Below are 25,754 nucleotides of genomic sequence, written 5' to 3'. Positions count from 1 at the left end.
TAATAAAAACGAATAGATTATTGTGTGTGTAATGATTTGGTTTTTTGAGTATATCGCAAGGAAACTGGGCCGTCTGTCTGCCCCGGAGGCCGAAATTCGCGGGAGAAACTCGTTCCCACGCTCTGCGTGGGAATGCCGTTTTGGCCGCTCTGCGGCTCCACCCGCCGGGGAAGACGACGCAGAGCGTCGCGGACGGCATTCCCACGAAGCGCGTGGGAACGAGATCCCGGTATCCTGGCTACAGTCTCGCTTTATTGTTTTTATGATTCATGTCATTCGTGGTTAAGAATTTCCTTCTTTGTAGAGTGCGTCCGAGGCGACCGCAAGTAAGATGATCAGTCCCTGGATTGCCTTTTCCCACTGCGCTTCGGCGTTGAGGAAGACCAGGGCCGGGCCGATCGATCCGAGCAGGCAGACGCCGATCAGGGTGCCGATGAGGGTGCCGCGTCCACCCGAGACTGCTGCGCCACCGACGACCACGGCGGCGATCACTTGCAGTTCGAGCCCTGCGCCCGAGTTGGGGTCGACGTCGCCGAACCGGACCGCGTTCAAGAGGGCGGCGAGACCGGCCAGGGCTCCCATGACGACGAACACGCTGAAGACGACGCGTTGGGGGCGGATGCCGGCCAGTCGCGCGGCCTCGGCGTCCGAGCCCGTGGCATAGACCGCCCGGCCCGCCGCCACGTTCCGCAGGCTCCAGGCGAAGAGGGTCAGGAGCGTCAAGGCGATTCCGACGACCAGCCATTGGCCCTCGGCCTGCCCCGCGCCAAACCACTGGAACGCTTGCGGGAGGTTGCGGACGAATTCCCCTTCGCGGAGATAGCGCAACGACTCGCGGAGGATCACCATCGTGGCCAGGGTCACGACGATCGACGGCATCCCCAGTCCGGCCACGAGAGCGCCGTTGACCGCCCCCATCCCGGCCCCGGCCAGAAGCGTTCCCAAGCCGACGATCGGCATCGGCGCTCCGGTCTTGGCGAGCAGGCCGGCCACGACGCCACAGATGCTGAATTGAGAACCGACAGAGATGTCAATGTGACGGCAGACGATGATCAGGGTCATCCCGACGGCGGCGACGAGCACCGGTGCGCTTCGGACCACGAACGCGCGGAGCGGCTCGGACCCGAAGAATCGAGGGGCGGCGACCGCCAGCAGGAGCAGGAAGAGGGCGTAGGCCAGGGCCACCGAGAGTTCGCGGCGGTATCGGGTGATGAACCGTTTCATGTTCATGACGCCACCTCGCTTGCACTGGACGCGGGACGGTGCCCGAGCGCCAGTTCCATGATCGTTTCCTGGGTGGCGCCGTCGCGGTCGATCGTGCCGGTCACGGCCCCGCCGTGCATCACGACGATCCGGTCGCTCATGCCGAGAATTTCAGGCAGCTCGGACGAGATCAAGACGATCGCGAGCCCGCGCCCGGCGAGTTCGCCCATGAGCCGGTGGATTTCGGCCTTGGCCCCGACGTCGACCCCCTGGGTCGGCTCGTCGAGGATCAAGACTGACGGGTCGGCCGCCAGCCAACGCGCCAGGGCCACCTTCTGCTGATTGCCTCCGGAGAGGTTGCCGACCGGGTCGTCGATCGAGGGGGTCTTGACGCCGAGTCGCCGGACGAAATCGGCCGCCACCGTGCGTTCTCGACCCGAATCGATCAGGCCGAACGACGAAACTGCGCGGAGGGTGGCCAGGGTGGTGTTGGCCGCGACCGACATGTCGAGGATGACCCCATGGTGCCGGCGGTCCTCGGGAACGTAGGCGATCCCTTGCGCGACGGCCCGCGCGGGGCTCTCGATCGTGACCTCATTCCCTCGGAGCAGGATCACCCCCGCGTCGGCCGGGGTCAGGCCGAACAGGACCCGGGCCAGCTCGGTACGGCCTGCTCCCACCAACCCGGCGAGGCCGACGATCTCGCCGGCCCGAACCTTGAGGTCGACGTCACGGACGCCCGACGCTCGACAGCCCAGCCCGCGGACTTCGAGGACCACGTCGCCGATCGGGACGTCGGCCTTGGGAAAGACGGCGGCCAGCTCGCGGCCGACCATCATCCGGATCAATTCCGCCCGGTTCACTTCGCTCATTCGCCGGGTGCCGACCAGGGTGCCGTCCCGCAACGCCGTGACCCGGTCGGCCACTTGCGGCAGTTCTTCAAGACGGTGGGAAATGTAGATGATTCCAACCCCTTGTTCCTTCAGCTCGCGGATGACGCGGAACAGGTTGTCGGCGTCGTGGTCGCCGAGCGAAGCGGTGGGCTCATCCATGATCAGGATTCGGGCCTCGGCCCCGAGGGCGCGTGCGATCTCGACGAGCTGCTGCTCGGGCATCGTCAGGCCGCGGACCTCCGCCTCGGGATCGATCGCCGCGCCGACCCGCGCGAGGAGCCGACGGGCCCGTTCCCGCCGCTCGCCCCAGCGGATCCGTCGCCAGGCCCCGCCCGTCTCGAGGCCGATCGCGATGTTCTCGGCGACGGTCAGGTCGGGGAAGAGGGCGGGCTGCTGGTAGATCGCCGCGATCCCGAGTGCCCGGGCACGGACCGGGTCGTTGTCCTCGACGCCTTGCCCGTCGACCTCGATGGTCCCCTGATCGGGCGTGTGGGCGCCGGTGATGACCTTGATCAGGGTCGACTTCCCCGCCCCGTTCTCGCCGACGAGCGCGTGGACCTCCCCGGCGTTGAGGTCGAACGAGACCCCATTCAGCGCCTGGACGCCGGCGAACGCCTTGTGGATCGCCGTCAGCCTGAGTCTTGTCGGCACCACCCGCCCCTTGTCGAGATTCCGAGAAGTCATGCCCGGGCCGTGCCCAATCCCCGTAAGCTGTCGTCACGCTCCCGTAGGGTCGGCTTCCGCCTTGCCTCTTTCTCGAGGTGGTGGCAGGCGGAAGCCGACCCTGCAAGAGAAGAAGACGATGGTGGACCGTGCCCACCCTACAAGACAGAATATCGTCCGAGGAGCCCCCACGAGTCCTCGGGTCGTCGCACGATCGAACCCCTCGTGAGGGGGCTATTATAGTGTCTTCCCGCGGCGCTCGCACTACTGCGCTCACGACGATCCGATCCGACCGGAGAGAATCGCGGCGGGCGGTGCCGGAGCTTGCGGAAGGCTGAGGGTTGGAGAGCCTGGGCCTCAACGATATGGGGTGGCGGAGGCGGGGTGGTGTGATTTGGAAACTTCTCGGCGGGGAACGGCCAATTGGGCATGCAAGCCGGGAACTCACGACCTACAGTTATCTGGTGAAACCTCTTTTCTCCTCCTGGTGGGATTAAGCCCGTTTGATTTGCCTTGCTGGACTCCAATGATGAAACGACGAAGTCGAGCCAGAGCGAGACGAGGTGCCAGCGCCGTCGAGATGGCCATGATCGCCCCGGTTTTCATTACGCTGGTCCTGGGGCAGATCGAGACGTCTCGGTTGGGGATGGTCTCCCAGCTCTTGACCACGGCCGCGCGTGAAGGTTGTCGCGTCGCGGTGATTCCCGGCAAAGCTCAGAGCGACGTTCAGAACCGAGTGAATTCGGTATTGGCCGGTTCCGGGATCCCGATTGGAGCTGTGACCCCCACCTGTCCGTCGCCTGATGTCTGGGACAGTTCCTCAGCCGGAACTCCGATCACCGTCCGCCTGAGCGTTCCCTACAGTTCCGTGAGTTGGCTAGGGACGCCGTTCTTTCTCAAGGGCGCAACAATAACGGCCTCGGCAACCATGAGCAGTGAACGCCCTTGAGAATTCATTCCGTAGATCCGTGAGCGAACAACTCCCGATCTCGGCAAGAAGTCGCCCAGGGTTTCGCCTCGATCGAGACCTTTGATGCGTTGAGCGTTTTTCAGGAGACTTGCGTTCCAAGCCGATGAGGCTTTGGCTGGGGCTGACCTGTTGGAACACTGGCCAAACAACTTTCCGGAATCGGCCCTCCCTTTTCGGTAATCAGGACGTTGTTCTGTCGGCGGTCCACCGCGGTCCTCCGCGAGGTGCTTTCTATCATGTCGGAAACGATTCAGAGCTCGTCACGCGTGCGCATGAGGCGAGGAGTTGCCGCGCTGCTGTTCGCACTCCTCTTGCCGGTCATCATGGGAATGTTGGCCTTGTCGGTCGACTTGGCGTTAATCGCCGTGGCGCGTAACCAACTCAGTACCGCCGCGGATGCCGCGGCCCTTGCGGGTGCGATCAAGCTCGCGAGCGAGAATCGCACGCGTGGCGCGACGAATCTCTCGGTTGAGCTTGCCGCCGCCAATGGGCAGGCTCAGTCATTCGCCCAGACCAATTCCGTCTTGAATGTTGCCCCCGTTCTGGTTACCAATCCGAGCAATGCGGACGGCGTTGGTGACGTCAAAGTCGGCTATCTCGACCCCAACGACTCGACTTCCTCGCTCCGTTCCGATTCGGCCTACACGACTCAGTTTAACTCGGTGCAAGTCAACCTCTCCCGCAACGCAACCCATGTGGGGCCAGTGCCGACCTTCTTCGGCGGGATGATGGGCTTTAAAGGCAGCAATGTCACGGTCCAAAGCACGGCGACCGCCCAAAACTATTCCATCAAAGGGTTTTCCTCAACCAACAGCTCCGCCAACGTCAACCTCTTGCCGATCGTGCTCTATATCGATAACTGGCGTGCGATGATGGCTGGTTCCACGAACGATGATTATGCGTTTAATCCCGCAACCAAGACGGTTACCAGTGGTTCCGACAACATCCACGAATCGTTGATCTATCCCATCCAATCCGGCTCTCCGGGTAACTGGGGGACGATCAAGGTCGGAGTCTCCAACAACAGTACGTCGACCCTGGGGGACCAGATTCGCAATGGAATTACCCCGGCACAGATGGCGACATTCCCGTCCGGCAAGATTGCGCTCGACCCGTCCCTGAGTCCTCCGTCGTATACGTTTGACGGCAATCCAGGCATCAGCGCCGGGATTAAAGACGATCTGGCGAGCATTATTGGGAAACCTGTCATTATTCCGATCTATGACACGAATGGAGGCAACGGGAACAACGCCTGGTATCGCGTTGTCAATTTTCAGGCCGTCCGGGTCATGTCCGTGAACTTCCAGGGGAATCCTAAGTACGTGATTGTGCAGCCCTGCCTGGTCACCGAACCAGCGGCGATCCCAGGGGTTCCGCTTCCGGGATGGTCGGCGGGCGGTGTGATTCGAGTCCATCTCAGCCGCTGAAATGACCGTTTCACAGGATGCGTACAAGGAACCAAGAAATGCGAATTCCGCGAATCATCAAGGTTTTGGTATCCGGGAGCGTTTTCCTCTCGCTTGCGACTGCCATGGCCGACCCTGTGCCGGTCATCGACCAAGTCCAAGAGGACTGGTCGCTGGTTGTCGCCTCGCCCGACCTCGACGGTGTGGGGCCTCAGATTACGACCTGTATGAGTCCGGTGAGTGATAACTCCACGCCCTTCGTGGCGTTTGACATGAATTATCGCGAGTTTCCTTCGTTTAGCGCCGGGGGGCTTCAACTCCAGGTTTGGTCGAACGGCCGCGTCCCAACTACGTGCACCCAGGAGACGGCCCAACTCGCCACCGCGAATGAGACCATCACCTGGACGCAGCAGATCAGTCTCTCGAACAACAATTTGAATTACGACATCCTGGGGGGAAAATCGACGACCTGGGGCCGATTCGGTCAGGGTAACGGAAACCTCTCCATTAGCTTTGCGACAACGATTAACGATCTCAGCGCTTATAGCCCGGATTACTCACTGGCGAAATCGGGTGTCACCTGGGAATCGAACCATGTGAGCTCGATGACCTTGGTCCAGGTTCGCTACTATTCCGGCGGCCAACTCGTGTCGACCGACACCAAATCTCGCCCGGTCAACCTCGGGAACAATTGAGCCGAGAGGTTGCCCGGGCCTCCGTCAGTCACTCTGCCCGTCGGCAGCCCTCACCGAGCCGCTCCGGATTGCCGTTGGCTGGGAGATCGCTACGACCGGTGCGCGAGCACGTCGCGTTCGTAAGAGCGAACCTCGGCCAGCCAATCGAGCCCGACCGGTACGTTCTGGCTCAGGCAGTAGTAGTCCCAGACCGCACCGAAGGGGAGGGTCTTGAGCTCTTCCAGGAGAGCCAATCGGGCGGTGAAATTGTCCAAGGCCTCGTATTCCTGGAGCCTTCCGATCGGTTCGACCAGTGCGATCAGGAGTGCCCGGAGCATGTTCCTGGTGCCGATGACCCAGGCTGCGACTCGGTTGATGCTGGCGTCGAAGAAGTCGAGCCCGATGTGGACCCGATCAAGATAGTGGCCTCGGATGATCTCCTGGGCGATCGCCACCAACTCCTCCCCCAAGGTGACGACGTGGTCGCTATCCCAGCGCACGCCGCGGCTGACGTGCAAGAGGACCTCATCGAGGTAGGTCAAGACGGCCGAGAGTTTGTCGGAGATGACCTCGGTCGGGTGAAAGTGGCCGGCGTCGAGACAGAGGATCTTCTTCCGGGAGAGGGCGTAGCCAAGGTAGAACTCGTGCGAGCCGACGACGTAGGCTTCGGACCCGAGCCCGAAGAGCTTGCACTCGACCGCGTCGCGCTGAAACCGTGGGTCGAGCGGCTCGGCAAAGATCTTGTCGAGGGCGCGGGCCAGGCGCTCGCGGGGCCATCGACGATCGACGGGGGTATCCTTCGAGCCGTCGGGAATCCAGACATTGGTAAGGCAAGGGGTGCCAAGTGACTCGCCGATGGCGGCCCCGATCCGCCGGCAAGCGATACCGTGCTCGATCCAGAAGGTGCGGATTTGTTCGTCGGGGTGGGAGAGCGTCCGCCCGTCACTGGCCTTCGGGTGGGCGAAAAAGGTGGGGTTGAAGTCCATCCCCATCATTTTGTCGCGGGCCCAGTCGATCCAGCCCCGGAAGTGTTCCGGCTCGATCGCGTTGCGCTCGATGCGCTGGCCGTTGGTCTCGGCGTAACTGGCGTGGAGGTTGAGCCGGTGCGTCCCTGGGATCAGCTCGAGCGCCTTGTTCAGGTCGGAACGGAGCTCGTCCGGGTTCCGGGCCCGCCCCGGATAGTTCCCGGTGACCGCCAGCCCGCCGCCGATCGACTCCCCCGTATTCTCGAAACCGACGACGTCGTCGCCTTGCCAGCAGTGCAACGAGATCGGGATCTTCGCGAGTCGCTCCAAGGCGCGATTCACGTCGACCCCGAGCTCCTCGTATCGTTCCCTCGCGGCTTCGAACGCCGCCTCAACGGGCCGAGCTTTGATTGCCATAGTGGCCTTGCTCTCGTCTTTTTTTGATTAGCGTGGAGGAAGGAGGGATTGCGTCGAGTCTGCCTCGCGTGACGTCTTCACAATAACTTAAAGGATGCAGGCCTCCGACGCGAGATCCCCCCGGCGGTGGGCTTGTGCCATCCGTGTGAAAAATGAGGCCGTAGAATAATCGGTTTCGACGGGTCGTGGTGTTCGGAGGCCCGGCGCCGGTTCATCCAATTGGCGTCGACGGACTTGTATGCTAAACTCCTGTATCTCATGGACGGCACAACCGTTCATGGGTTGGCGTTTCGCCGTGGTGGCCCGAAAGCGGAACCTATCGCGTTTCGGGGAGTGCGGGGCCTTTATCTTTTTTTAAGAGGGGAGCCATGAACTTCCCTGGCCATACCGATTCACTCAATCGTCACCAGCAGCGACGCGAGGCCGGGGTGGCGACCGTCTCGGTCCTTTGCGGTACGGCCGGACTCGCGCTCGATGAGGGGCGGCGCTGGGCCGAGCAGGGGGGCCGGAGCGTCCTTCTGCTCGGTACGCCACAATTCGAGGGCATTCTTGAGGCCTGGGTGGATCACCTGTCCCCCGGGCGGGACCTCGGTCGCGACGCCATCGCGTGGTTGGCCCGGCACTCCGACCGATCCACCGTCGCCACCGCCTCGATCGAGGAGCTGGCTTCGCAATTACGACGGATGACTCCTTTCGAGCGGACAGCACTTTTTGATGCAACGCTTGCCGAGGCTTCCACGTCCTCCGCCGGGGCGGTCTGCTGCTGGCTGCTCGAGCGTTGGGCCCGCGGTGAGGCAATCGCCGGCCCCGGCCTGACGAGTCGACTCGGCGAGGCGTTCGCCAGGTTTGATGGCGCCGGGGGCTGCGAGCCGATTGTCGCGGCCTTGAGGGAACTGATTCCGCTGCCGCGCGATCCGGTCTTGCTGCTGGCTCGAGAGAATGAGGAAACGAGGTCCGCCGCCTGGGTCGAGGCGGCCGCGCAGAGCCTCTCGCGAATCGCATTGTGGCAGCCGACCGTGCCGACGCTCCTGGCGCTCGAGGCGGGTGAACTCGACGATTACGGCCGACGCGCACCCGAGTCGCGAGCGAAGGCTTTGATCCGGTCGGGGGTGATCGCGGTCCGTGGGGTCGGCGAAGCTGAGATCGTCCGCCGGCTCGATTCCGAAGCCGTTCCCGAGGCGACCGCACGCCTCAGCGGTTCGGTTCGGCGGCTTGTCGCCGACGGGGCTTCAAGCGGGCTCGTCAGCCTTTTTGTGGAAGCGGCCAGGGCCGCCAAGGCGGTCAGCGCTCACTCCAGCGAAGAGGGAAACGACCCGGCTCGCAGCGCCGCCGAGCGTTTCTTGTTCGAGCGGTTGAGTTCGTTGCCGGCGACGGCCGGCCTGTTTGAGCTCAACGTCGCGCTCGACTTTCGGTTCGGCCCGTCGCGGGCCATGGAAGTCGATCTGTTCGCTCGCAGTTTGGGACTCGCGGTCGAGATCGACGGTTACTACCACTTCCAGGATCTCGACGCTTACCGCCGCGACCGGCGGAAGGACTTCGAGCTTCAGAAGCGGGGCTACCTGGTCGTTCGTGTCCTGGCCGAGGACGTTGTGGCTCGGCTCGAAGACGTGTTGGGCATCATCCTGGAAGCGGTCGCGTCCCGTGGCGGACGCAACACCCATCGACAGAGAGGCGAGGCATCATGAGCGGAAGCGAACAGACCGCGTTCCCACCGGTCGGCCAACTGCTCCTGGCGCGGTTGCTCGTCGCGGGCGAGAAGGGGGCCACCGGCGCCGAGATCAAGAAGGCCCTCGAACCCCTCGTCGGGCACCGTTGGGCCGGCGCGGCGTTGACCGAGCAGCTTAGGCAGACGCTCGCCGATTTCGAGGCGGCCGGCCTGGCCGTCCTGGTCCGTAAGGGGAAGACCGAGCGTGGCACGCTGACGACCGAGGGACGCCGGCGGGCGCTCGAGGTCATCGGCCTCGACCAACTTCCTCCCAAGACGACCTGGGACAAGGTCAAGAAGACCTACCTGGCGGCCCGCGCCCTCGGACTCACCACGCCGCCGACGGGGCCGGCCGCCACCCGGTTCGGCGGCGAACCGGGCTTCAAGGCCGTGCTCCTCAAGACGCAGTTCGTCCTGCCGCTCGGCGATTACCCCGCCATTCAAGAGGCTCTCGACGCCCTCGCCTGGACGCTCCTCGGCCTCGAACCAGGGCCGAAATTCACGGTCAAGGCGGTGCAAGCGGCCCTGATCCTCCGTGAGCTGGGCCACCTCGGCAAGCTCGGCCCCAAGCCCGACCCCGGGAAAGAAGTCGCCAAGCTCCTGGCCCGAGAAGTCGGCGCCCGGCAATCGGGCAAGGATGAACTCCGTCTCGCCGCCATCCGCCGCTGGGTCGACGGCGACTTGGCGACCGCTCCCTTGGCCCCGCTCGAAGCTCCGGTGCCGCCGCCAAGCGTTCCTGAGAATGAGGAAGGGACGATCGCACTCGACTTGCCTGCGTTCGCGCGGCGGGTGGTCGAGGCAGCCCGCTCGAGCCCCACCGGTCGCTTCGGCGCTGATAAGGTCTTCGTCGGTCACGTCTGGTCGGGCCTGCGGGACCAACCCGCCTTCGCGGCGATGGGGCCGGATGAGTTCAAACGCCGACTTGCCGAGGCCAACAACGCCCGGTTGCTCGACCTGAGCCGGGCGGACATGGTCGAGGCGATGGACCCGGAAGACGTCCGACTCTCGGAAGTCCCTTACCTCGGCGCCACCTTCCACTTCATCAGAATTTGACAAAAAATAGGGACCTCCGCGATGCCCGAGACGGCGACCCCTTCCGATCCCCGAGCCCCCGAGACTGGCATGGGACCACCGATCGACGCCCGGATCAACGCGTTCTGCTCTCCCGAGCACTCGGAGGTCTTCCACGCGATCGCCTCTCGCAGCGACATCTGGAAGGACGACCCCTTCGACGTGGAGACGATCCACGAGGAAGCACGCACCACCTTTCAGCGGCTGGTCCACCGCGCCACGAGCGCTTCGGGACCGTCGTCCGGGCGGATTCTCTTGCTTCAAGGTGAGGCCGGGAGCGGCAAGACCCACTTGATGCGCGCCTTCCGCAACTGGGCGCACACGGGGGGACGGGGCTACTGCGGTTACATGCAGATGACCTCATCCACGAGCCATTACGGCCGGTATGTTCTGAACAACCTGATCGACTCGCTCGACCAGACCTACGACCAACGCGTCGGGGAGACCTCGGGCCTGATGCGGCTCTCGACCATGATCGCCGAGAGTCCGAAAGGGGTCTCTGTCGACCGGGTCGACCAGATTCGCAACGACGAGCTCGATCACGGCTGCCTGGCGAAGCTGGTCGACGCCCTGGCCGACCAGGTCGTGATGGACGACCGGTTCAATAACGTGGACATCGACCTTGTGCGCGCACTGCTCTTCTTGCAGGCGAACGACCCACGCGTCAAGAGCCGGGTCCTCAAGTACCTCCGTTGCGAAAAACTCTCGGATCACGACCGCTTCATCCTCGGCGGGATGGTCGCGCGTGACTACGACGATGCCCCCCAGTGGCTCATCCAGCGCCTGGGCGAGCTGATGGCCAACGTCGGCTCGGTCCCACTCATCCTCTGTGTCGATCAGCTTGAAGATATCTACAACCTTGATGAAGCCCCGGTGCGGTTTCGGCGGGCGATGGCCACGCTCTGCGACCTCGTGAGCCGGACCCCTTCGGCGATTGTGGTGATCTCCTGTCTTGAAGAATTCTACACGTTGCTCAAGGGGGGGCTCACCAAGTCGCTCGTCGACCGGATCGAGAAGGACCCCGCACCGATCCAACTGAAAGGGACCCGCGAAGAGGACGAGATCGTCGAGATCGTCTCCCACCGGCTGAGGTATCTCTTTGATTCGCTCGATGCCCCGTTCCAGGACGATACGCCGACCTTTCCATTTGCGCCGGCTTACCTTCAGAAGCTTGCCGGCATGCGGACCCGCGATGTCCTCGAACGTTGCCAGGAGTATCGCGAGCGGTGTATCGCCGCGGAAAAACTCGTCGACCTCGAGGGTGACGTCGACAACCTCCGGCCGGTTCCGCCCGATCGCGAGCGGGAACGAATCAGCACGACCCACCTGGAGCAATCCTGGAACGATTTCCGATCCGAGCTCACCGGGGACACCCCGACCGAAGACCCCGCGCTCGCGACACTCCTGGCCGAGGCGATAAAAGATTGCTCGAACGAGATTGAGACCGGCCACTGGTTCGAGACCGAGGCGGACAAGCGGTTCGTCGCCGTCGAAGCGCATGCCGCCGATAACAGCGTGACCCTTCTCGTCGTCGGCGTCTGCAACGGCACGGCTAAGGGGGGATACCTCGGCAGGCTGATCACCGAGGTGGTCGAGCGGGCCGGAGGGAACAAGCCGGTCATCGTGCGATCGACGGCTTTTCCGGCCAACCCGAACGCCGTCGTCTCCAAGCAGATCGGCGAACTGATCACGCGCGGGGGCCGCCGCGTCGTGGTCGAGGATTCCGACTGGCGGACGATGGCCGCCTTCCGGCAGTTCCGCAAGCACCATCACAAAGACCCGGCCTTCAGCGCCTGGCTCCGGGAAGAGAAACCGTTGAGCCGACTGAAGTCGCTCCGGGCGATCCTTGATCTGGATCATATCAATACAGCTCAGACTCCGAAGTCCGAGGTCAGACCCGTTCTCGGCAAGCCAACAAAGCCGGTCGAGCCGTCTTCAGCGAAATCGGTCGCCAGGCCCCGCGTGGAAGCGACTCCGCTGGGGCCGATCGCCGTCGGCCTGACCACCGACCGGGCCAAGGGGGCGGTGACCCTGGAGGCTACGGAGCTGACCCGTCACGCCGCCTTCCTCGGGGGACGGGGAGCGGCAAGACGACCGTGGCGCTTGGTCTCATCGAGCAACTCCTGCTGCGCGGGATCCCGGCGGTTTTGGTCGATCGCAAGGGGGACCTCTGCGGGTACGCGAGCGAAGCCGCCTGGTCCCGCCCGCTCGCCGACGCAGCCTTGGTCGAGCGGCGGCAGCGGCTCCGCGACCGGGTTGAGGTCGCGATCTATACGCCGGGGAATCCGAAAGGGCGCCCGTTGTCGATCGCGATCGCCCCGGCCGGGCTCGGGCAGTCCGGCTCGTTCGAGCGGAGCCAGATCGCCCGTTATGCCGCGTCCGCGCTGGCGGGGATGATGAACTACGGCACCCGAGGGACCGACCCGGCCCGTCAGGCGATTCTGGCGAACGCGATCGACCTGCTCGCCCAGTTGGAGCCGGGGGGCTCGATCTCGTTGCCGGGTCTGATCGAATACATCGCCGAGAAGGACGCCGGCCTAGTGAACGCGGTCGGCCGACTCGATATCAAGCTGTTCGAACGCCTGGTTCAGGACCTGGAGACGTTGCGTTTGACCCGGGGCGAGTTCCTGGCCGCGCGGGGCGAGCCGATCGAGGCGGAGGCGCTGCTCGGGCTTGGCCGGTACGCGGTCCCGGGCAAGACCCGGCTGAGCGTCATCAGCACCAAGTTCCTTGGCGCCACCCAGGACGTCCAGTTCTGGGTCTCGCAACTGCTGGTCGAGATGGGCCGCTGGTCGAGCCGGTCCCCCTCGGGCCAGTTGCAGGCGGTCCTCATGTTCGATGAGGCTGACCTCTATCTTCCCGCGACGCGCCAGCCCCCCACAAAAGAGCCGATGGAGGACCTCTTAAAGCGGGCCAGGTCCGCCGGCCTCGGCCTGTTTCTGGCCACCCAGAGCCCGGGCGATTTCGACTACAAATGCCGCGACAACATCCGCAACTGGTTCGTCGGCCGCGTCAAGGAGCCGACCGCCCTGGCCAAGATGAAGCCGATGCTGAGCGATTGCCGCGTCGACGTCACCGACCGTCTCGCCACCCAGGAACCGGGCGAATTCCACCTGCTCCGCGACGGAGCGGTCACCAGCCTTCGAGCCGACCTGGCCGCGGTACTCCCCGAGCAACTCCCGGAAGATGAGATCCTCCAGCTCGCCCATCACACCCTGGGGGGCGAGCCTCAGAAGAAATATCCTATGGGTTGAAATCTGATGTTGTGATTTCTTGTAGGGTGGGCACGGCCCACCATGGAATCGACGTGAGAAAGGGGACCGCGCGCGATCCGCTCCCCTTTTGGTGGAAACGCAACAACGACCCGCCAAAGAGCGAGGAATCCCCCTCGTTCCCACGGTCCCCCGTGGGAACGAGTCGCGAGAGGCTTCCTAGAGCGGTTCTCCTTTGCATTGCGCACGGCGGAGGAAAAAGGGGACTGGCTCCCGGCCCCTGAGCCCTTGAATCTCGCCAAACGCTTTGGAGGCCGGGTGCCTTGTATGTTTCACCAGGGGGCGACTCGCCGCGATAGACCGTCAGTGCCTTGGCCATCTTAGGCCGTGGGACAGCTTGGTCGTCGCGGTGAGCTCTCCCGGACTTGAGCCCGAACAGTCGCCCGGATCATTCCGGATCTGCAAGGCAGGGCCACGCCGGGATGTCGTCATCCGGACCTCAAGGAGATCTCTCATGTCAGCCACCCCCTGCTTCGTCGGGATCGACGTTTCCAAGGCCCACCTCGACGTCGCCTCGCGGCCCGATGGGCAGGAATTCCGCTTGGCCAACACGGCCGAAGGGATCGCCTCGCTCGTGGATCGACTCAAACTCCTCGGCCCCACCTTGATCCTGCTGGAGGCCACCGGCGGCCAGGAGTGGGCCGCGGCGGTGGCCTTGGCCGAGGCCAAGTTGCCGGTCCGGATCGTCGAGCCGGGCCGGGTCCGTCACTTCGCGCGATCGATCGGCCAGCACTCCAAGACCGACGCCCTTGATGCGCGGGTGCTGGCCCATTACGCCGACGCCGTCCGCCCCGAGGCGCGCGAACTTCCCGACCAGGAGACCCGCGACCTCCAGGCTTTGCTGGATCGGCGTCGTCAACTAGTGAACATGCGAGTCTCCGAGCAGAATCGGCTCCAGCAGGGGCCGACCGCCGCGGTCCAGGCCGACCTGAAGGCCCACATCGCCTACCTCTCCGGCCAGATCAAGGCGATGGACCAAGCCGTCGGCAAGGCGATCGAGGCCAAGGCCGATTGGAAGCTCCGCGACGAGGTGCTGCGGAGCATCCCGGGGGTCGGGCCGCAGACCTCGCGGAGCCTGTTGGGGCTGCTTCCCGAGCTGGGCAAGCTGACCGGCAAGCAGGTCTCGGCGTTGGCGGGGCTGGCCCCGCGTGCCCGCGACAGCGGGACGGTCAAGGGGGCCCGGACGATCTTCGGCGGCCGTGCCGAGGTCCGCACGGCGTTGTACATGGCCTCGGTCTCGGCGATGCGATTCAACCCCGACCTCAAGGCGTTTTACAAGCGGCTCCGCGAGAGCGGTAAGGCGGCCAAAGTCGCCCTGGTCGCGGTCTCTCGGAAGCTGCTGACCATCGCCAACGCGATGATCCGCGACATGACACCATGGACGCCTACAAAAACGTGCGCCCCGGTGTGATCTGCGACCACGCACCTTGACAACAAACACAGTCGCTGTCCCCTTTTTCCGTGCGCCAGCCGGTCGGGAACCGCTCTAGCCCTGGATTGGGTCGTTGAAACGAAATGCCGTCGGAGCTTCGTGCGGATTGGAATTGAGGACTGCGATGACGAGTTGGAAGCGAACAATCCCCTTTCGTGTTGATATCGTGGGTGTCATCGAGATCCTTGGCTCCGCCCTCTATAGCAGGCCCGAATCGGCGGTTCGCGAATTAATCCAAAATGCCCACGACGCGATCGTGCGTCGGCGGAGGTCGGACCTTGGCTATCAAGGTCGGATCGACATCGAGCAGGATCGGGCCGAGCACACCCTTCGGTTCCATGACGACGGCATCGGGCTCTCGGCCGAGGAGGCCGAGACCTACCTGAGCACCCTCGGAATCGGCATCACGGGTCTGATCCGGGGCCGTGGGGCCGCGGCGCCTGTCGAAGCGTCCCAGGGAACCGACGGCAACCTGATCGGCATGTTCGGCGTCGGTCTCTTCAGCGCCTTCATGCTGGCCGACCGGGTCGTCGTCGAGAGCCGCAAGGCCGAGGACGGCGAGAGCGTGCGCTGGGAGGCCGGACCGGGGAGTGAGATCGAGCTGTCGAACACCACGAGGGAACGACCCGGCACGACGGTGACGCTCTTCCTGAAGCCCGAGCACTCTCGGCTCGCCGAACAGCCCGAGTTCCTTGAGGCAATCATCAAGGAGTATGCCGACTTTCTTCAGATTCCGATCCACCTGAACGGCTCCAACGCCCGCGCGAACCAGATTAACTCGGGGTGGTTCGACCCGACGCCGGACAGCGACGCGATCGAACTGGAGTTGGAGGCTCACTTCGGCGAAACGCCCCTCGACGTGATCCCGATCCGCCGCGACCAACCCACGGCGATCGCCGGTGCGCTCTACGTGACGACGCGGCGGACGCCCGGTTTCGCGGGCGAATCGGTGGTCACGGCCACCGTGAGGCGGATGGTGATCTCCCGGAAAATCCAAGGGCTCCTGCCCGAGTGGGCTCCTTTCTTGCGAGGGGTCCTCGAAGTCAACCGATGCACCCCGACGCTCAGCCGCGAGGACCTTGTCCGCGATGACGCGTTCAGCCAGGTGCGGGCGACCCTTGAAGACCTGCTCTATGAGCATCTCGAGCGCCAGGCCCTTGAAGACAGGGCGCGGCTGGAATCGGTCCTGGCCTGGCACCGGTACACGCTCGCCGGCGCCGCGTTGACCGAGCGTCGGCTGCGCGACTTGCTCCGCCGGACCTATCGGTTTCCCACCTCGCAAGGCCTCCTCACGTTCGACCAGGTCATCGAGCGGAGTGAGGCCGACCCTCTCTTCGAGGCCGAGGCGCGCCAGGTCATCTGGTACAACACCGATCGCCGTCAGGAAGGGTGGGTCAATACTCTCTTTGCCGGATATCCTGTCCCCTGTGTTCATGCCTTGCGGAGCTTCGAGGAGTCGCTGCTGGCGACCATGACGGCCGACAACACGAGCGCGGGTGAGGCGGTCGACCTGCGTCTGGCCAGTCCTGGTTCCCCTGGATTCGCGATGGCCGTTCTCGGGGTGACCGAGCTCGAAGAGGTCTCGGCGGAGTGGCAAGATTTCCTCGGGGCCGACGCCAAGATCCTGTCCGCCTCGTTCCGCGAGGACCGGCCGGTGATGGCCTTTCTCAACGAACGCTCCGAGCTCCTGAAGACCCTCGACGACCTGAAGAAATCCGAGGCGATCCCCTCGGGGTTTCAGAGGATGATCGACGCCCATCTCGGGAATAGCCCGGTCGGACACAACGAGGTGCTCTTGAACCGCGACCACCGACTCGTCGCCCGCGCCTTGTCTCAACCCACGTCCGCGCCCCTGGCGAGCACGCTCCGGCTGCTGGTGAGCCATGCGCTGGCGTCCGCCGGCGCTTCCCCGACCCGGACCACCCTCCGGCGGCAAGCCGACGACCTCGACTGGATCGCCGACGCCTTGTGGGGACGTCAGCCCTGACCTGCCGACTTGTCCTGAACCGATCCGAGGATTTTCGCCGATGAACGCCGACGAACCGATTCACGATGATCCGGCCGACACACTCGCCGCCCTTGAGAGAGCCAAGCACGAGGCGATCGCACGCTGCCACGATCGCACGGCCACCCGGCTGGCCGCCGAGCTCAAGCGCGCGGCCAAGGCCGCACGCCGACTCGATCCGTACGTCTGGGCGCTGCACACGTTGATGAACCACGCCAAGGACCTGCTCGACCCCGAACCGGGCCGGGAAGCGGCCATCGAGTTGATCGCGATCCTGGAGAGCGAGGAGCTCGCGCGGCAGATTCAGCCGGACATTGACTCCGCCGAGTATGAGTCGCTGGTCTCCCAGGTCTCGTCCTGCGCCTACGACGGTCTTGGCCATGCCACGGCGTCCGCGCGCGGCTACAACTCCGAGGGAGTCCACGACACGATCGCCGAGGGCATCCAGGTCTGCCGCCGAACCGGCAAGCTGGAGTGCATCCACTGCTTCCGCGAATATGCCTCCGACGTCTTCCGGGCCTCCGACGACCTGGAGATGGCGCTCCATCACGCCCGACACGTGGCGGTCAACGGCAACCAACGCGAGGGCTTTGACCGCCGCTGGGCCGGTGCCTCCGAAGAGGCCGGCATCCTCATCATCGCGGGTCGGATCGACGCCGCCGAGGCGGCCGCGCTTCGGTCCTTGGACCTCGCCGAGAGCTACCACAATCCGATCAGTGCGCGTCTCTTAACCCATCAACTCCTCGAGACGATCCGCCTCTTGAACGGGCGGGACGAGCCGTCCCCGAGCGGGCAAGTGGCAGGCGACGAGACGACGACCGACTTCCCCCCCGCGGACGAATGGCCCAAACTCCACCTCCGTCAAACGATGATTTCGGCCCTTCGCTCCTGTCTCGTTGGCGAGCCGGCGGCGGCCATTTCGTTGCTGACGACCTGGGACCGGCGGCTGACTGACCGTCAATGTCGGGTCGAATGGTTCGAAGTCAGGCTCCGGCTCATCGCCGCGTACCTCCTCGCGGGGGATCAGGAACGAGTGGCGGGACTGGCGCGACAACTGGAGTCGAAGGCCCGCGAGTCACGCGACTGGTTGACGCTCCGCCGCCTCTCCAGGCTCCTCGACCCCAAGATCCCGGTATCGCCGATCGCCCCGGCCGGTCCGCTCACCATCGGGTCGGCCACCGACTTGGCTCCGGCAGTGATAGCGACCGACGAGCCAGCCGCCACGGCGGCTCCGGAGTCACCCACGCCGACGCCCACGCCACTTGGCGAGGCGCTCGACGCGCTCACGGCCGCTTTGGAGCAGGAGCAGGACGACCCTGATGTCCGAAGCAGGAGCCTCAACGCTCTTCTCGGCTTCGGACCGGACGTGGCCACGCATCCGGAGGACGTTGCCCGCATGCTCCACTTCGCTCGGTTTATCTGCGACGATCCCGCCGTTGCGTCGCGGGTTTGGGACTGGGCCGAGGCGATCGCGTCCCCGTTCCCCAGGGAGGCGGTGGTCCTCAACCTACTCGCCGCGCTTGGGCATTCGCTGAGAATCGACGACGATTCGTCCGTGGCCGACCGGATTGACGCGGAGCGAATCGAACAACTTTTTCGGCATTCCCTCGACCTGGACCCGAATCACACGCGCAACTATGGCCGGGCCGCGATCTATTACCGCCAGGCCGGTCAGCTGAGCGAAGCGGAGCGTTGTCTGGCACGCTGGCTTCGGCTCGACCGTAGTAATCCCCATGCCTCGCTCTGGCTGGCCGAGATCTACGAGCGTTCGGATCGATCGCGCGACGCCCTCGCGGTTCTCGACATGGCGTTGCGCGCGGGGACGGACGCCCCCGAAGTCGCCTGGCAAGCGGCGCTTCTCGCCCATTCGCTCGAGCAGAATGAAGTCCTCCTGACGTATCTCGACCAGTTCGAGAAGGTCGCGCCCGGTGGGACTTGGAGCCACTATTATCGAGCCAGCGGCCTCCTCCGGCTTGGTCGGGCCGTCGACGCGATAGCGGCGCTTGTCGAGGAGGAGCGGAGGATCGAAGGCGGAGTGCTTCACGTCCTGATCCTGCGAGCCTGCGCTTTGAGTCTGCTCGGCCGGTTGGAGGATTTCCGGAACCAGTTGACAGAGGTCATGGCGGTGCGGCTCGCGGGAGTCGACTACCTCACGCATTCCGGCCTGGTGAACCTCTTCAGCCGCCTCTGGGATGCCGCCAAGGTCTTGCCGGAAGAGGATTCGTTACGCGGAGTGCTCGTCAACCGGCTTCTGGCCACGGGGCTCGCGCCCAATGAACTGTTCGATGGACCTCGGCGCGCGAACCCAACCGCCGAAGGGCTGAACTTTTATGGAGTCGTGGTCGTTCAGCCCCTCGATGAACGTTGGCGCGACTTCGACGGTTGCCTGGCAGGTGAGGAAGAGTGGACCGGCTATCGCATTCCCTGGGGCGTTCTGGCGTCGGACGAAGCCGAGGCCAGCCGGATCGCGCTCCACTGGCAGGCACCTTGCTACCCCCTTGAGGCCAGTCTCGAGAGCGTCGAGCTCCGGGACGAGGGGTATACCGACCACCCCGGGATGGTCTGGCAAGGAATGCGATCGTCGTTGCCGGCGTCGGAGTAACCGTCGGACAAAAGTTCGCCCGTTTCAATCGAGTCCGAACGCCTGGTCCAGTTCGGAGATCACGGCGTCGGGCATCCGATGGATCGTCCCTTTGTTGAGGGCGAATCCGTTGATCATCGCCTCGGCGGTCGACTCGAGGACTTCGAGCCGGTCGAACGCAACTCCAACGGGGCGCTCCCACGATGGCAATCGATGGCCTCCACTTTTGCGGTTCTTCGGCGGGAAGGTAACACTGAAGATGAAGGGGATGTGCCAACGAGCCGTGGATCGTGGCCAGGATTGGCTCCCCCCTTTCGCCGCCGGTGAATTTTTGCGTGGAATTTTTCGTCGGACTGACACCGAGCCAAGCGTCATTGATTGGCCGTCCGTCGCAAATAAACTCGAAAGTTGACAGAGATTGGCTAAGCAAATGTGTCAGTACTAAAAAGGTGCTGGTGTTTGAAGCGGATTCTTGCAAACGATTGATTTCTAGAAAACAATTGGTTTGGGTTTTTGTTATGACGATTCCTGTGCCATGAGCTTAGTGTTTGGCGATTTCGGGCAATTCGTCACGTCAGATGACACGTGGAGATCCATTGCCAAAGAACAGTGGAGGTATGGACTCTGTCGTGATGTCGACGGTACCGGTGCCCGCCGCGATCTGGATGTGAGAGCCTTGGTGCTAGAAAACCATGGAGGGGTCGTTCTGCACTGCGAGGGGCCGGTAATTGTCATCAACTGACGTGGGTTGGGAGGCCGAGTTCGCATAAATCAGGGAAGTGGTCTGGGGTCAATCTCACACAAGCTCAGTCCCATTGCTCCTTCTGAGACAGGAATGTTCCTGTTTGCTGAAATTCGGTAGTTTTGTGAAACGAGGAGATTTGAGAAATGAGTAAATCAAGATCTTCAGCTGCTGAGCCTATCACCAACGAAGAGTTGGCGGAGGCTCTCCAAGTCATTGCGCAAGCGGCCCAGGCCCAGGCCGCGTCCACGGTGCAGATTATGCAGTTTATGCAGCAAATGAGTGAGATGATGCGGCAGGCTCAGGCCGGTGGGCAGGATGGCCTCGGCGGCGTAACCTTGGCGACGTCACGGATAACCATATGGGAGGATGACCCCTTTAGCGAGGAGTCCCCCACCAGGAATCCGACGCTCTCCCCGACGATCGCCGTCCAGGTCCCGGTCAACAATAACACCTTGCTCCAGACTCGGATCACGGAGCCGGCTGTAACTCCGGGCGAGTACTCCCCTGGAACCGCCAACTTCCGGTTCTGGGTTGCTGCCGAGGCTTTGGCCCGAGGGATCAACTTCTGGGCTGGACTGTTGCCCTCTGGAACGCAATGGACGACTGTCAACAAACCGATGGGGGTGGGGCTGGACTCCGGAGACGATCTCAACGCATTCTACAGCCGTACCGCGGGTCTGCGGTTCTTCCATAGGGTTGTTCGGAATGTTGCCATCTTCTCGGCGGAGAGTGCCGACGTGGTCTGTCACGAACTCGGACATGCCATCCTGGACGCTCTCCGGCCGCAGTTGTTTGACGCGGCCAGCCTGGAGGTCGCCGCATTTCACGAGTCTTTCGGAGATATGAGCGGAATCCTCTCTTCTCTCCAGCTCCCGACTCTTCGTCGGAAGGTGTTGGAGGAGACGAACGGGCGGCTAAACACCAACTCCCGGCTGTCCCGGCTGGCCGAACAGCTTGGGTGGGGGATCCGACAGCTTTCTTCCACAGCCGTGGATCAGGACTCGTTGCGGAACGCGGCCAACCGGTTTTCCTACCAGGACCCCCGGCTGCTCCCGGCACGTGCGCCGGCAAGTCAACTCTCATCGGAGTCGCATTCCTTCTCTCGCGTCTTCACCGGGGCGTTCCTTGATATCCTGGCCCGAATGTTGAGTGCCGTCGGACCGCCGAGCGAGCAATCGCTCCAAACGGTCAGCCGGGATATGGGCCAGCTCCTGGTGAACGGGATCCGGACGGCTCCGATCACTCCGGGATATTACAGCCAGGTGGCGGCCGCCATGATCCAGGCCGACCGGGTGCTGTTTGAAGGCCGCTACCGGACTGCGCTCGCTACCGGGTTCATCCGGCGCGGCATTTTGGCCGCGGACTCCCTGTCAATGTTGGAGGATGCCCCACTTCCTAAAATGGCAGCCACGGTCGCAGCAGGCAATGGACACAGTGTTCTGACGTACGGCGACGACGACGACGCGCACACCCGAGCGGCTGAAGACGCCCCGGCCTTGCCGACTCGGAGCGTGACGACCCTGTCCGGCCTCACGATCAAGGTTCATGCCCCAGCTGAACCCCCGCGGTTCACGGTCGCCTCTTCGGTGGCTGTTGATGACGGAAAGGATCGCACAGCGGTCGACGATGCGGCCGCTTTCGTCAATGAGCTGATGCAATTCGGTCGGATCGATGTTGCACCCATCCAGGGAGGTGCCGCTGCCGCGATGCACGATCTCCCCGTCGTGGACGACGGGTCACGGAAGAGCCATACGCTGGTCCGCGACGAGCATGGGGCGATCGTCCTCAAGCGGCTCTATTTCGACTGCGGCCTCCATGAGTGTGACCACGGGTGCTGAGACGCATCCGGGATTCGTGTTCCCGAGGTTGAAAATCCTGTGCGAGGATATGCTGTCGAGGTAGGATGAGAGCCGAGGCAGGGGCCGCTAAGCCGACTGCCTCGGCCAATACATCCCGAGAGGGAACCTACCATGGCTAAGAAATCACCTCGACCGTCGTCTCAGCCCGCCCCCCAACCGCGGGGCAAGTCCGCTCAACTCGACCTGTCTGACGCCATCCACGCATTGCGCGAGGCGACTCGAACGCTTGCCGCGTCAGCCGTCCCCCCCACCCCGGATTCACCACTACCGGCTTCGACTCCGTCGGCCGGTTCCTCGCTCCCTGACTTTATTGCCACGGTGGTCGGAGGGAATCAGCCAGGGAACACGCTGCCCCCTTCCACCGCGATTGAGGAGGATTCTGACGCCCGAACATTCTACGAGCATTTAGAACAAAACGGCCAATTGGCAGACGTAACCGACGATACCGATCTCTCGACACTTTCTCCTCGAGTCACACACGTCCGCAGACGCGATGGGACGATCGAGCGTATCGGTTTTTCTGGAGCCTGAGAGCCTTACAGCGGTTTACCTTGTGTTCGCTCACATCCGGGTGGCTGGAGTCTCGGATCCCGGGGCGCTCGCATGATTGTAGCTGGGGTCTCCGACCCCGGTGCGAAGGCCCAAAGACCGGGGTCGAAGCCCCCACCCACAGAGAGCGAACACGTTCAGAACCCGTCCGCCATCCGACGGTAAACTGCTGTAGCGAAACGCATTCGACCAATGCGGATCAGTGACTTGTCACTGGTCTCGCTCATGAAATATGAACTTGATTGTGAATCAGGGACTCGCGGTTGGGTCGCGGACGAAAAGAAATCAGTCCAGCCCGAACGCTTGGTTCAACTCGGAGATCACGGCGTCGGGCATCCGATGGATCGTCCCTTTGTTGAGGGCGAATCCGTTGATCATCGCCTCGGCGGTCGACTCGAGGACTTCGAGCCGGTCGAACGCGTCGAGGACGCTGGAGCCGCAAACCTGGACGCCGTCGTTCTCGAAGATCAGGACCGGGTCGCGCAGGGAGGTCAGACCGGCCAGTTCGCGGCCGTCGCCCTGCGGGATGCCGTAGGGGATTCGGCGGACGTCGCGGAGGAAGATATAGCTTTCAGGGATCGTACGCGGGTCGAGGGTGGTCGCCGTCGCGCTGAAGGCGGTGGCGTTCACCGGGTATGCGTTGACGATCGAGTGGATCTTGGGATGGCCTTGATAGATCGCCTCATGATTGCGGACCGCGGAGCTCGGCGTCTTGCCCGCTTCGGTGGCCCCTTTGTGAACCAGGACGATCGCGTCGGGGTCGAGGATGTTGCGGTCGACCCGGTGGGGGGTGATCAGGAACGAATCCTCGTCGAGGCGGGCCGAGAATGCGCCTTCGGTACTGATCATCAACCGTTGCTGATAACTGCGGCGGACAAACTCGCAGAGTTGCCGACGCAGCTCTTTCTCCCGGCTCGTGGCCGGCCCCGGCTGGAAGGATGGGGCAGGGGAGTCGGCCGAGGGCGAGGCCTCGGGCCGGCGTCCGGCCTGCTCGTCGTCAAGGTAACGGACTTCGCCGAGCAGGCTTGCCTTGATGATCGTCTTGGCGGTGAATTCGAGGGTCTCGAACCGTTCGAAGGCCTCCTGGAGATTCGAGCCGGCGGTCACGACGCCGTGGTTCTCGAGCACCACGCAGTCGGACCCCGCCGCGAACGTCTGGGCGATGTTGGCTCCGAGCGCCTTGCTGCCAGGGAGCGCGTAGGGGGCGAAGCCCGCCGCGCCGCAGATCTGGCGGGCCTGGGGGAGTAGGCGGGTGTCGGGCGTGCGCTGGCAGATGCTGAAGGCGACGAGCGCGACCGGATGCGCGTGGACGATCCCTCGGGCGTCGGGCCGCGCCTCATAGATGGCGCGGTGGAACGGGAGCTCGGACGAGGGGGGATGCGGACCGTCGACGGTTCCGTCCGCGCGAACGTGGACGATGTCCTCGCGGCGCAGGCTTCCTTTGTCGACCCGGGCGGGGGTGATCCAGAGGTCGCCCACTTCGTCCCGGATCGAGAGGTTCCCGCCGGACGTGGTCGTCATCCGATAGCGGTAGATCCGCTCCATCGCACGCATGATCTCGTCACGCGGGTGGACTAGGTCGCGCTGGCGGCTCATCGTGGGGGCCCTTAGCTTTGTTGGGAGTCGCGAATGGCTTTGGGGTGGCTGAGGCCGTTTTCGGACCTCAGCCACCCCAGACGTGAACGCTCCAACAGGAGAAGCTTTCTCGACGTGTAAGAGTCTTCTCCCGTTTTCAGCCGCGCTTCATCAATTCTTCAGGGGCTTGATGTCGATCTCGCGGAACTCGACCGGTTCGTTGTGGCCGGCGAAGCCGAAGTGGCCCGAGGTGCGGTCCTTGCCAGGGTGAGGGGAGTTGGCCATGTACTCGGTCACCTTGCTCACGTCGGCGTCCACGATCACGTTCCCGTTCAGCTCGACTTTGATGTGGGGGCCTTTGACGGTCACTTCCTGGAAGTTCCACTCGCCCACGGGGCGGAGGTAGCCACGCTTGGCCGCTACGATTCCGTAGACCGAGCCATGGTACTGCCGGGGATCGAGCTTGGCGTACTGGTCGGACGTATCGTCAAGCACTTGCAATTCGCACATGCCGGCATAGGCGGCGTTGTCCGACGGGTTGGTGCCCGGGTAGCGGATCGCCAGCCCGTTGTTGCCCCCCGCCGGGAGGCGGAACTGGACGCGAGCGACGAAGTCGGAGAGGGCATCCTTGTGGAAGAGAACGCCTCCCTTGTGCGGCTTGCAGCGAATGGCGCCGTCGACGACTTCGTAGTTGTTCGCTGCCCCGGCCCAGCCTTCGAGCGTCTTCCCGTCGAAGATCGCGGTGAAGCCTTTGTTGCCCTGCTCGGAGAGGATCTTATTGGCCTCGGCGGCCGGGATTTCGCGGAGGAAGATGTTCCGCCAGCGGATCTCGCCGCCGTGGGTCTGAAGCTGGATCGGGCCGCGGGCGAACAGGGGCAAGGCGCGGTCCCAGAAGTTTTCCATCTGGGCGTGGTCGACGACGAGCTTGTCGTTGAGGTAGACCGTGATCCGGGCTCCGACCAGGATGATCCGGAAGTGGTTCCACTCGCCGAACGGCTTGTCGGCCACCACGAGCGGGTCGCGGCCCGGCGCCTTGTCACTGTTGTTGAACAGGCCGCCCGATCCCTTGAGGCCGCCGATCTTGCTGCTCGGGCCTTCCGGGGTGTTGTCCCAGATCTGGACTTGGGGGGTGCCGCGGAGGTAGATCCCGCTGTCCGCCTTGGGGACGGTCTTGTAGTCGATCAGCAACTCGAAGTCGCCATAGTCTTTGTCGGTGGTCAGGTAAGCCCCATGGCCGTCATTGACGAGGTCGTCTCCCTGGACGCTCCAGTGTTTCTTGGCGTCTTCGGTCCACTCGGCGATCTGCTTTGTCCGTGCTTCCTCGCTCATGGCGGCGAGGGTGCGCGGGTCGAAGTGAGGCATTCCGTGCCAACCGCTCAGGTCTTTGCCGTTGAACAGGGCCGTGAACCCCTTGGGGGCCACGTTGAGGTCTTCCGCGGCCCGCGTTAGGCCAGGCGCGGTGAGAAGGGTGGCGACGCAGGCCGCCAGCGGGAGGAGAGCAGTGGGTCGGAACTTCATGGGAGAATCCAAAAGCCTCGTGTGGTGGGAATCGAGACTGGAGCCGACTGAGCGGGACCACGACTGTCAACGCGATCCGGAGGACTGACCGAGGCGTGATCGGTTCGGGGGAGTCGGAACCTGTTGTCTCCGGCGGTCTTAAGTCGAGGGCTCCGGCCACTTGGCTCCGGTTTCTGGGAATCAGGCCAGTTCGGGAGGGCGATTGTAACGCGCGCCGATCGCCGAGTCAGGAAGGTCCTGCCGACCGTTTC

The 25,754-nt window shown here is 63.8% G+C and carries 17 protein-coding genes; 11 read left to right on the top strand and 6 right to left on the bottom strand.

The window, feature by feature from the left end; genetic code table 11:
- Positions 1-282 precede the first annotated feature (282 nt).
- A complete protein-coding gene (locus BUS42_RS15465) occupies positions 283-1,230 on the bottom strand; it encodes an ABC transporter permease (protein WP_254053538.1) in 948 nt (315 codons plus the stop codon).
- The gene (locus tag BUS42_RS15460; protein WP_074307699.1) at positions 1,227-2,780 is read right to left on the bottom strand and encodes a sugar ABC transporter ATP-binding protein; all 1,554 of its coding nucleotides are present in this window, start codon (positions 2,778-2,780) and stop codon (positions 1,227-1,229) included. The genes BUS42_RS15465 and BUS42_RS15460 overlap by 4 nt, the downstream gene beginning before the upstream one ends.
- Before the next feature lie 505 nt (positions 2,781-3,285).
- Here BUS42_RS15460 and BUS42_RS15455 point away from each other — a divergent pair.
- The 3 genes from BUS42_RS15455 to BUS42_RS15445 all read left to right on the top strand — a co-directional run bounded on the left by BUS42_RS15455 (position 3,286) and on the right by BUS42_RS15445 (position 5,830).
- On the top strand, positions 3,286-3,708 hold the full coding sequence (locus tag BUS42_RS15455; protein ID WP_083670211.1) for a TadE family protein: 423 nt from the start codon (positions 3,286-3,288) through the stop codon (positions 3,706-3,708).
- Positions 3,709-3,965: 257 nt separating this feature from the next.
- Complete coding sequence (locus tag BUS42_RS15450) at positions 3,966-5,156, top strand: TadG family pilus assembly protein (protein WP_074307696.1); 1,191 nt, start codon at positions 3,966-3,968, stop codon at positions 5,154-5,156.
- Between the two features lie 38 nt (positions 5,157-5,194).
- Positions 5,195-5,830, top strand: a complete 636-nt coding sequence (locus tag BUS42_RS15445) for a hypothetical protein (RefSeq protein WP_074307694.1) — start codon at positions 5,195-5,197, stop codon at positions 5,828-5,830.
- A gap of 89 nt (positions 5,831-5,919) precedes the next feature.
- Here the strand turns inward: BUS42_RS15445 and BUS42_RS15440 are convergent, their stop codons facing one another.
- Positions 5,920-7,191 carry an L-rhamnose isomerase gene (locus BUS42_RS15440; protein ID WP_074307692.1) on the bottom strand — a complete coding sequence of 424 codons (1,272 nt, stop codon included), beginning with the start codon at positions 7,189-7,191 and terminating at the stop codon, positions 5,920-5,922.
- 368 nt (positions 7,192-7,559) lie between these two features.
- On the opposite strand from BUS42_RS15440, the gene BUS42_RS15435 reads away from it, so the two are divergent.
- The 7 genes from BUS42_RS15435 to BUS42_RS15410 all read left to right on the top strand — a co-directional run bounded on the left by BUS42_RS15435 (position 7,560) and on the right by BUS42_RS15410 (position 19,278).
- Complete coding sequence (locus BUS42_RS15435) at positions 7,560-8,876, top strand: DUF559 domain-containing protein (protein ID WP_074307690.1); 1,317 nt, start codon at positions 7,560-7,562, stop codon at positions 8,874-8,876.
- Positions 8,873-9,949 carry a hypothetical protein gene (locus tag BUS42_RS15430; RefSeq protein ID WP_074307687.1) on the top strand — a complete coding sequence of 359 codons (1,077 nt, stop codon included), beginning with the start codon at positions 8,873-8,875 and terminating at the stop codon, positions 9,947-9,949. Before BUS42_RS15435 ends, BUS42_RS15430 begins: the two co-directional genes overlap by 4 nt.
- 21 nt (positions 9,950-9,970) lie before the next feature.
- The gene (locus tag BUS42_RS15425; protein WP_254053536.1) at positions 9,971-12,364 is read left to right on the top strand and encodes an ATP-binding protein; all 2,394 of its coding nucleotides are present in this window, start codon (positions 9,971-9,973) and stop codon (positions 12,362-12,364) included.
- Positions 12,268-13,221: an ATP-binding protein gene (locus BUS42_RS45140; protein ID WP_254053535.1), complete on the top strand. Its 954-nt coding sequence runs from the start codon at positions 12,268-12,270 to the stop codon at positions 13,219-13,221. Before BUS42_RS15425 ends, BUS42_RS45140 begins: the two co-directional genes overlap by 97 nt.
- Before the next feature lie 472 nt (positions 13,222-13,693).
- Positions 13,694-14,650, top strand: coding sequence for an IS110 family RNA-guided transposase (locus tag BUS42_RS15420; protein ID WP_074307685.1), 957 nt, complete (start codon positions 13,694-13,696; stop codon positions 14,648-14,650).
- Between the two features lie 145 nt (positions 14,651-14,795).
- Positions 14,796-16,658 carry an ATP-binding protein gene (locus BUS42_RS15415; protein ID WP_074307683.1) on the top strand — a complete coding sequence of 621 codons (1,863 nt, stop codon included), beginning with the start codon at positions 14,796-14,798 and terminating at the stop codon, positions 16,656-16,658.
- 40 nt (positions 16,659-16,698) lie between these two features.
- On the top strand, positions 16,699-19,278 hold the full coding sequence (locus BUS42_RS15410; RefSeq protein WP_074307681.1) for a tetratricopeptide repeat protein: 2,580 nt from the start codon (positions 16,699-16,701) through the stop codon (positions 19,276-19,278).
- A 24-nt stretch (positions 19,279-19,302) separates the two neighbouring features.
- On the opposite strand, the gene BUS42_RS42755 is transcribed toward BUS42_RS15410, so the two are convergent.
- Positions 19,303-19,467, bottom strand: coding sequence for a hypothetical protein (locus tag BUS42_RS42755; RefSeq protein WP_254053534.1), 165 nt, complete (start codon positions 19,465-19,467; stop codon positions 19,303-19,305).
- A 678-nt stretch (positions 19,468-20,145) separates the two neighbouring features.
- Between BUS42_RS42755 and BUS42_RS15400 the strand changes: the two genes are divergently transcribed.
- Positions 20,146-21,840, top strand: a complete 1,695-nt coding sequence (locus BUS42_RS15400; RefSeq protein ID WP_074307676.1) for a M36 family metallopeptidase — start codon at positions 20,146-20,148, stop codon at positions 21,838-21,840.
- Positions 21,841-22,695: 855 nt separating this feature from the next.
- Here BUS42_RS15400 and BUS42_RS15395 read toward each other — a convergent pair.
- Positions 22,696-24,006, bottom strand: a complete 1,311-nt coding sequence (locus tag BUS42_RS15395; protein ID WP_074307674.1) for a class II aldolase/adducin family protein — start codon at positions 24,004-24,006, stop codon at positions 22,696-22,698.
- Positions 24,007-24,156: 150 nt separating this feature from the next.
- Positions 24,157-25,503, bottom strand: a complete 1,347-nt coding sequence (locus BUS42_RS15390) for a 3-keto-disaccharide hydrolase (RefSeq protein WP_074307672.1) — start codon at positions 25,501-25,503, stop codon at positions 24,157-24,159.
- Positions 25,504-25,754 lie beyond the last annotated feature (251 nt).

It is taken from the genome of Singulisphaera sp. GP187 (genome assembly GCF_900129635.1).
Taxonomy (GTDB): Bacteria; Planctomycetota; Planctomycetia; order Isosphaerales; family Isosphaeraceae; genus Singulisphaera.
Note: the sequence above shows the minus strand (reverse complement) of the source record. Positions and strands in the feature narration are given on the sequence as shown.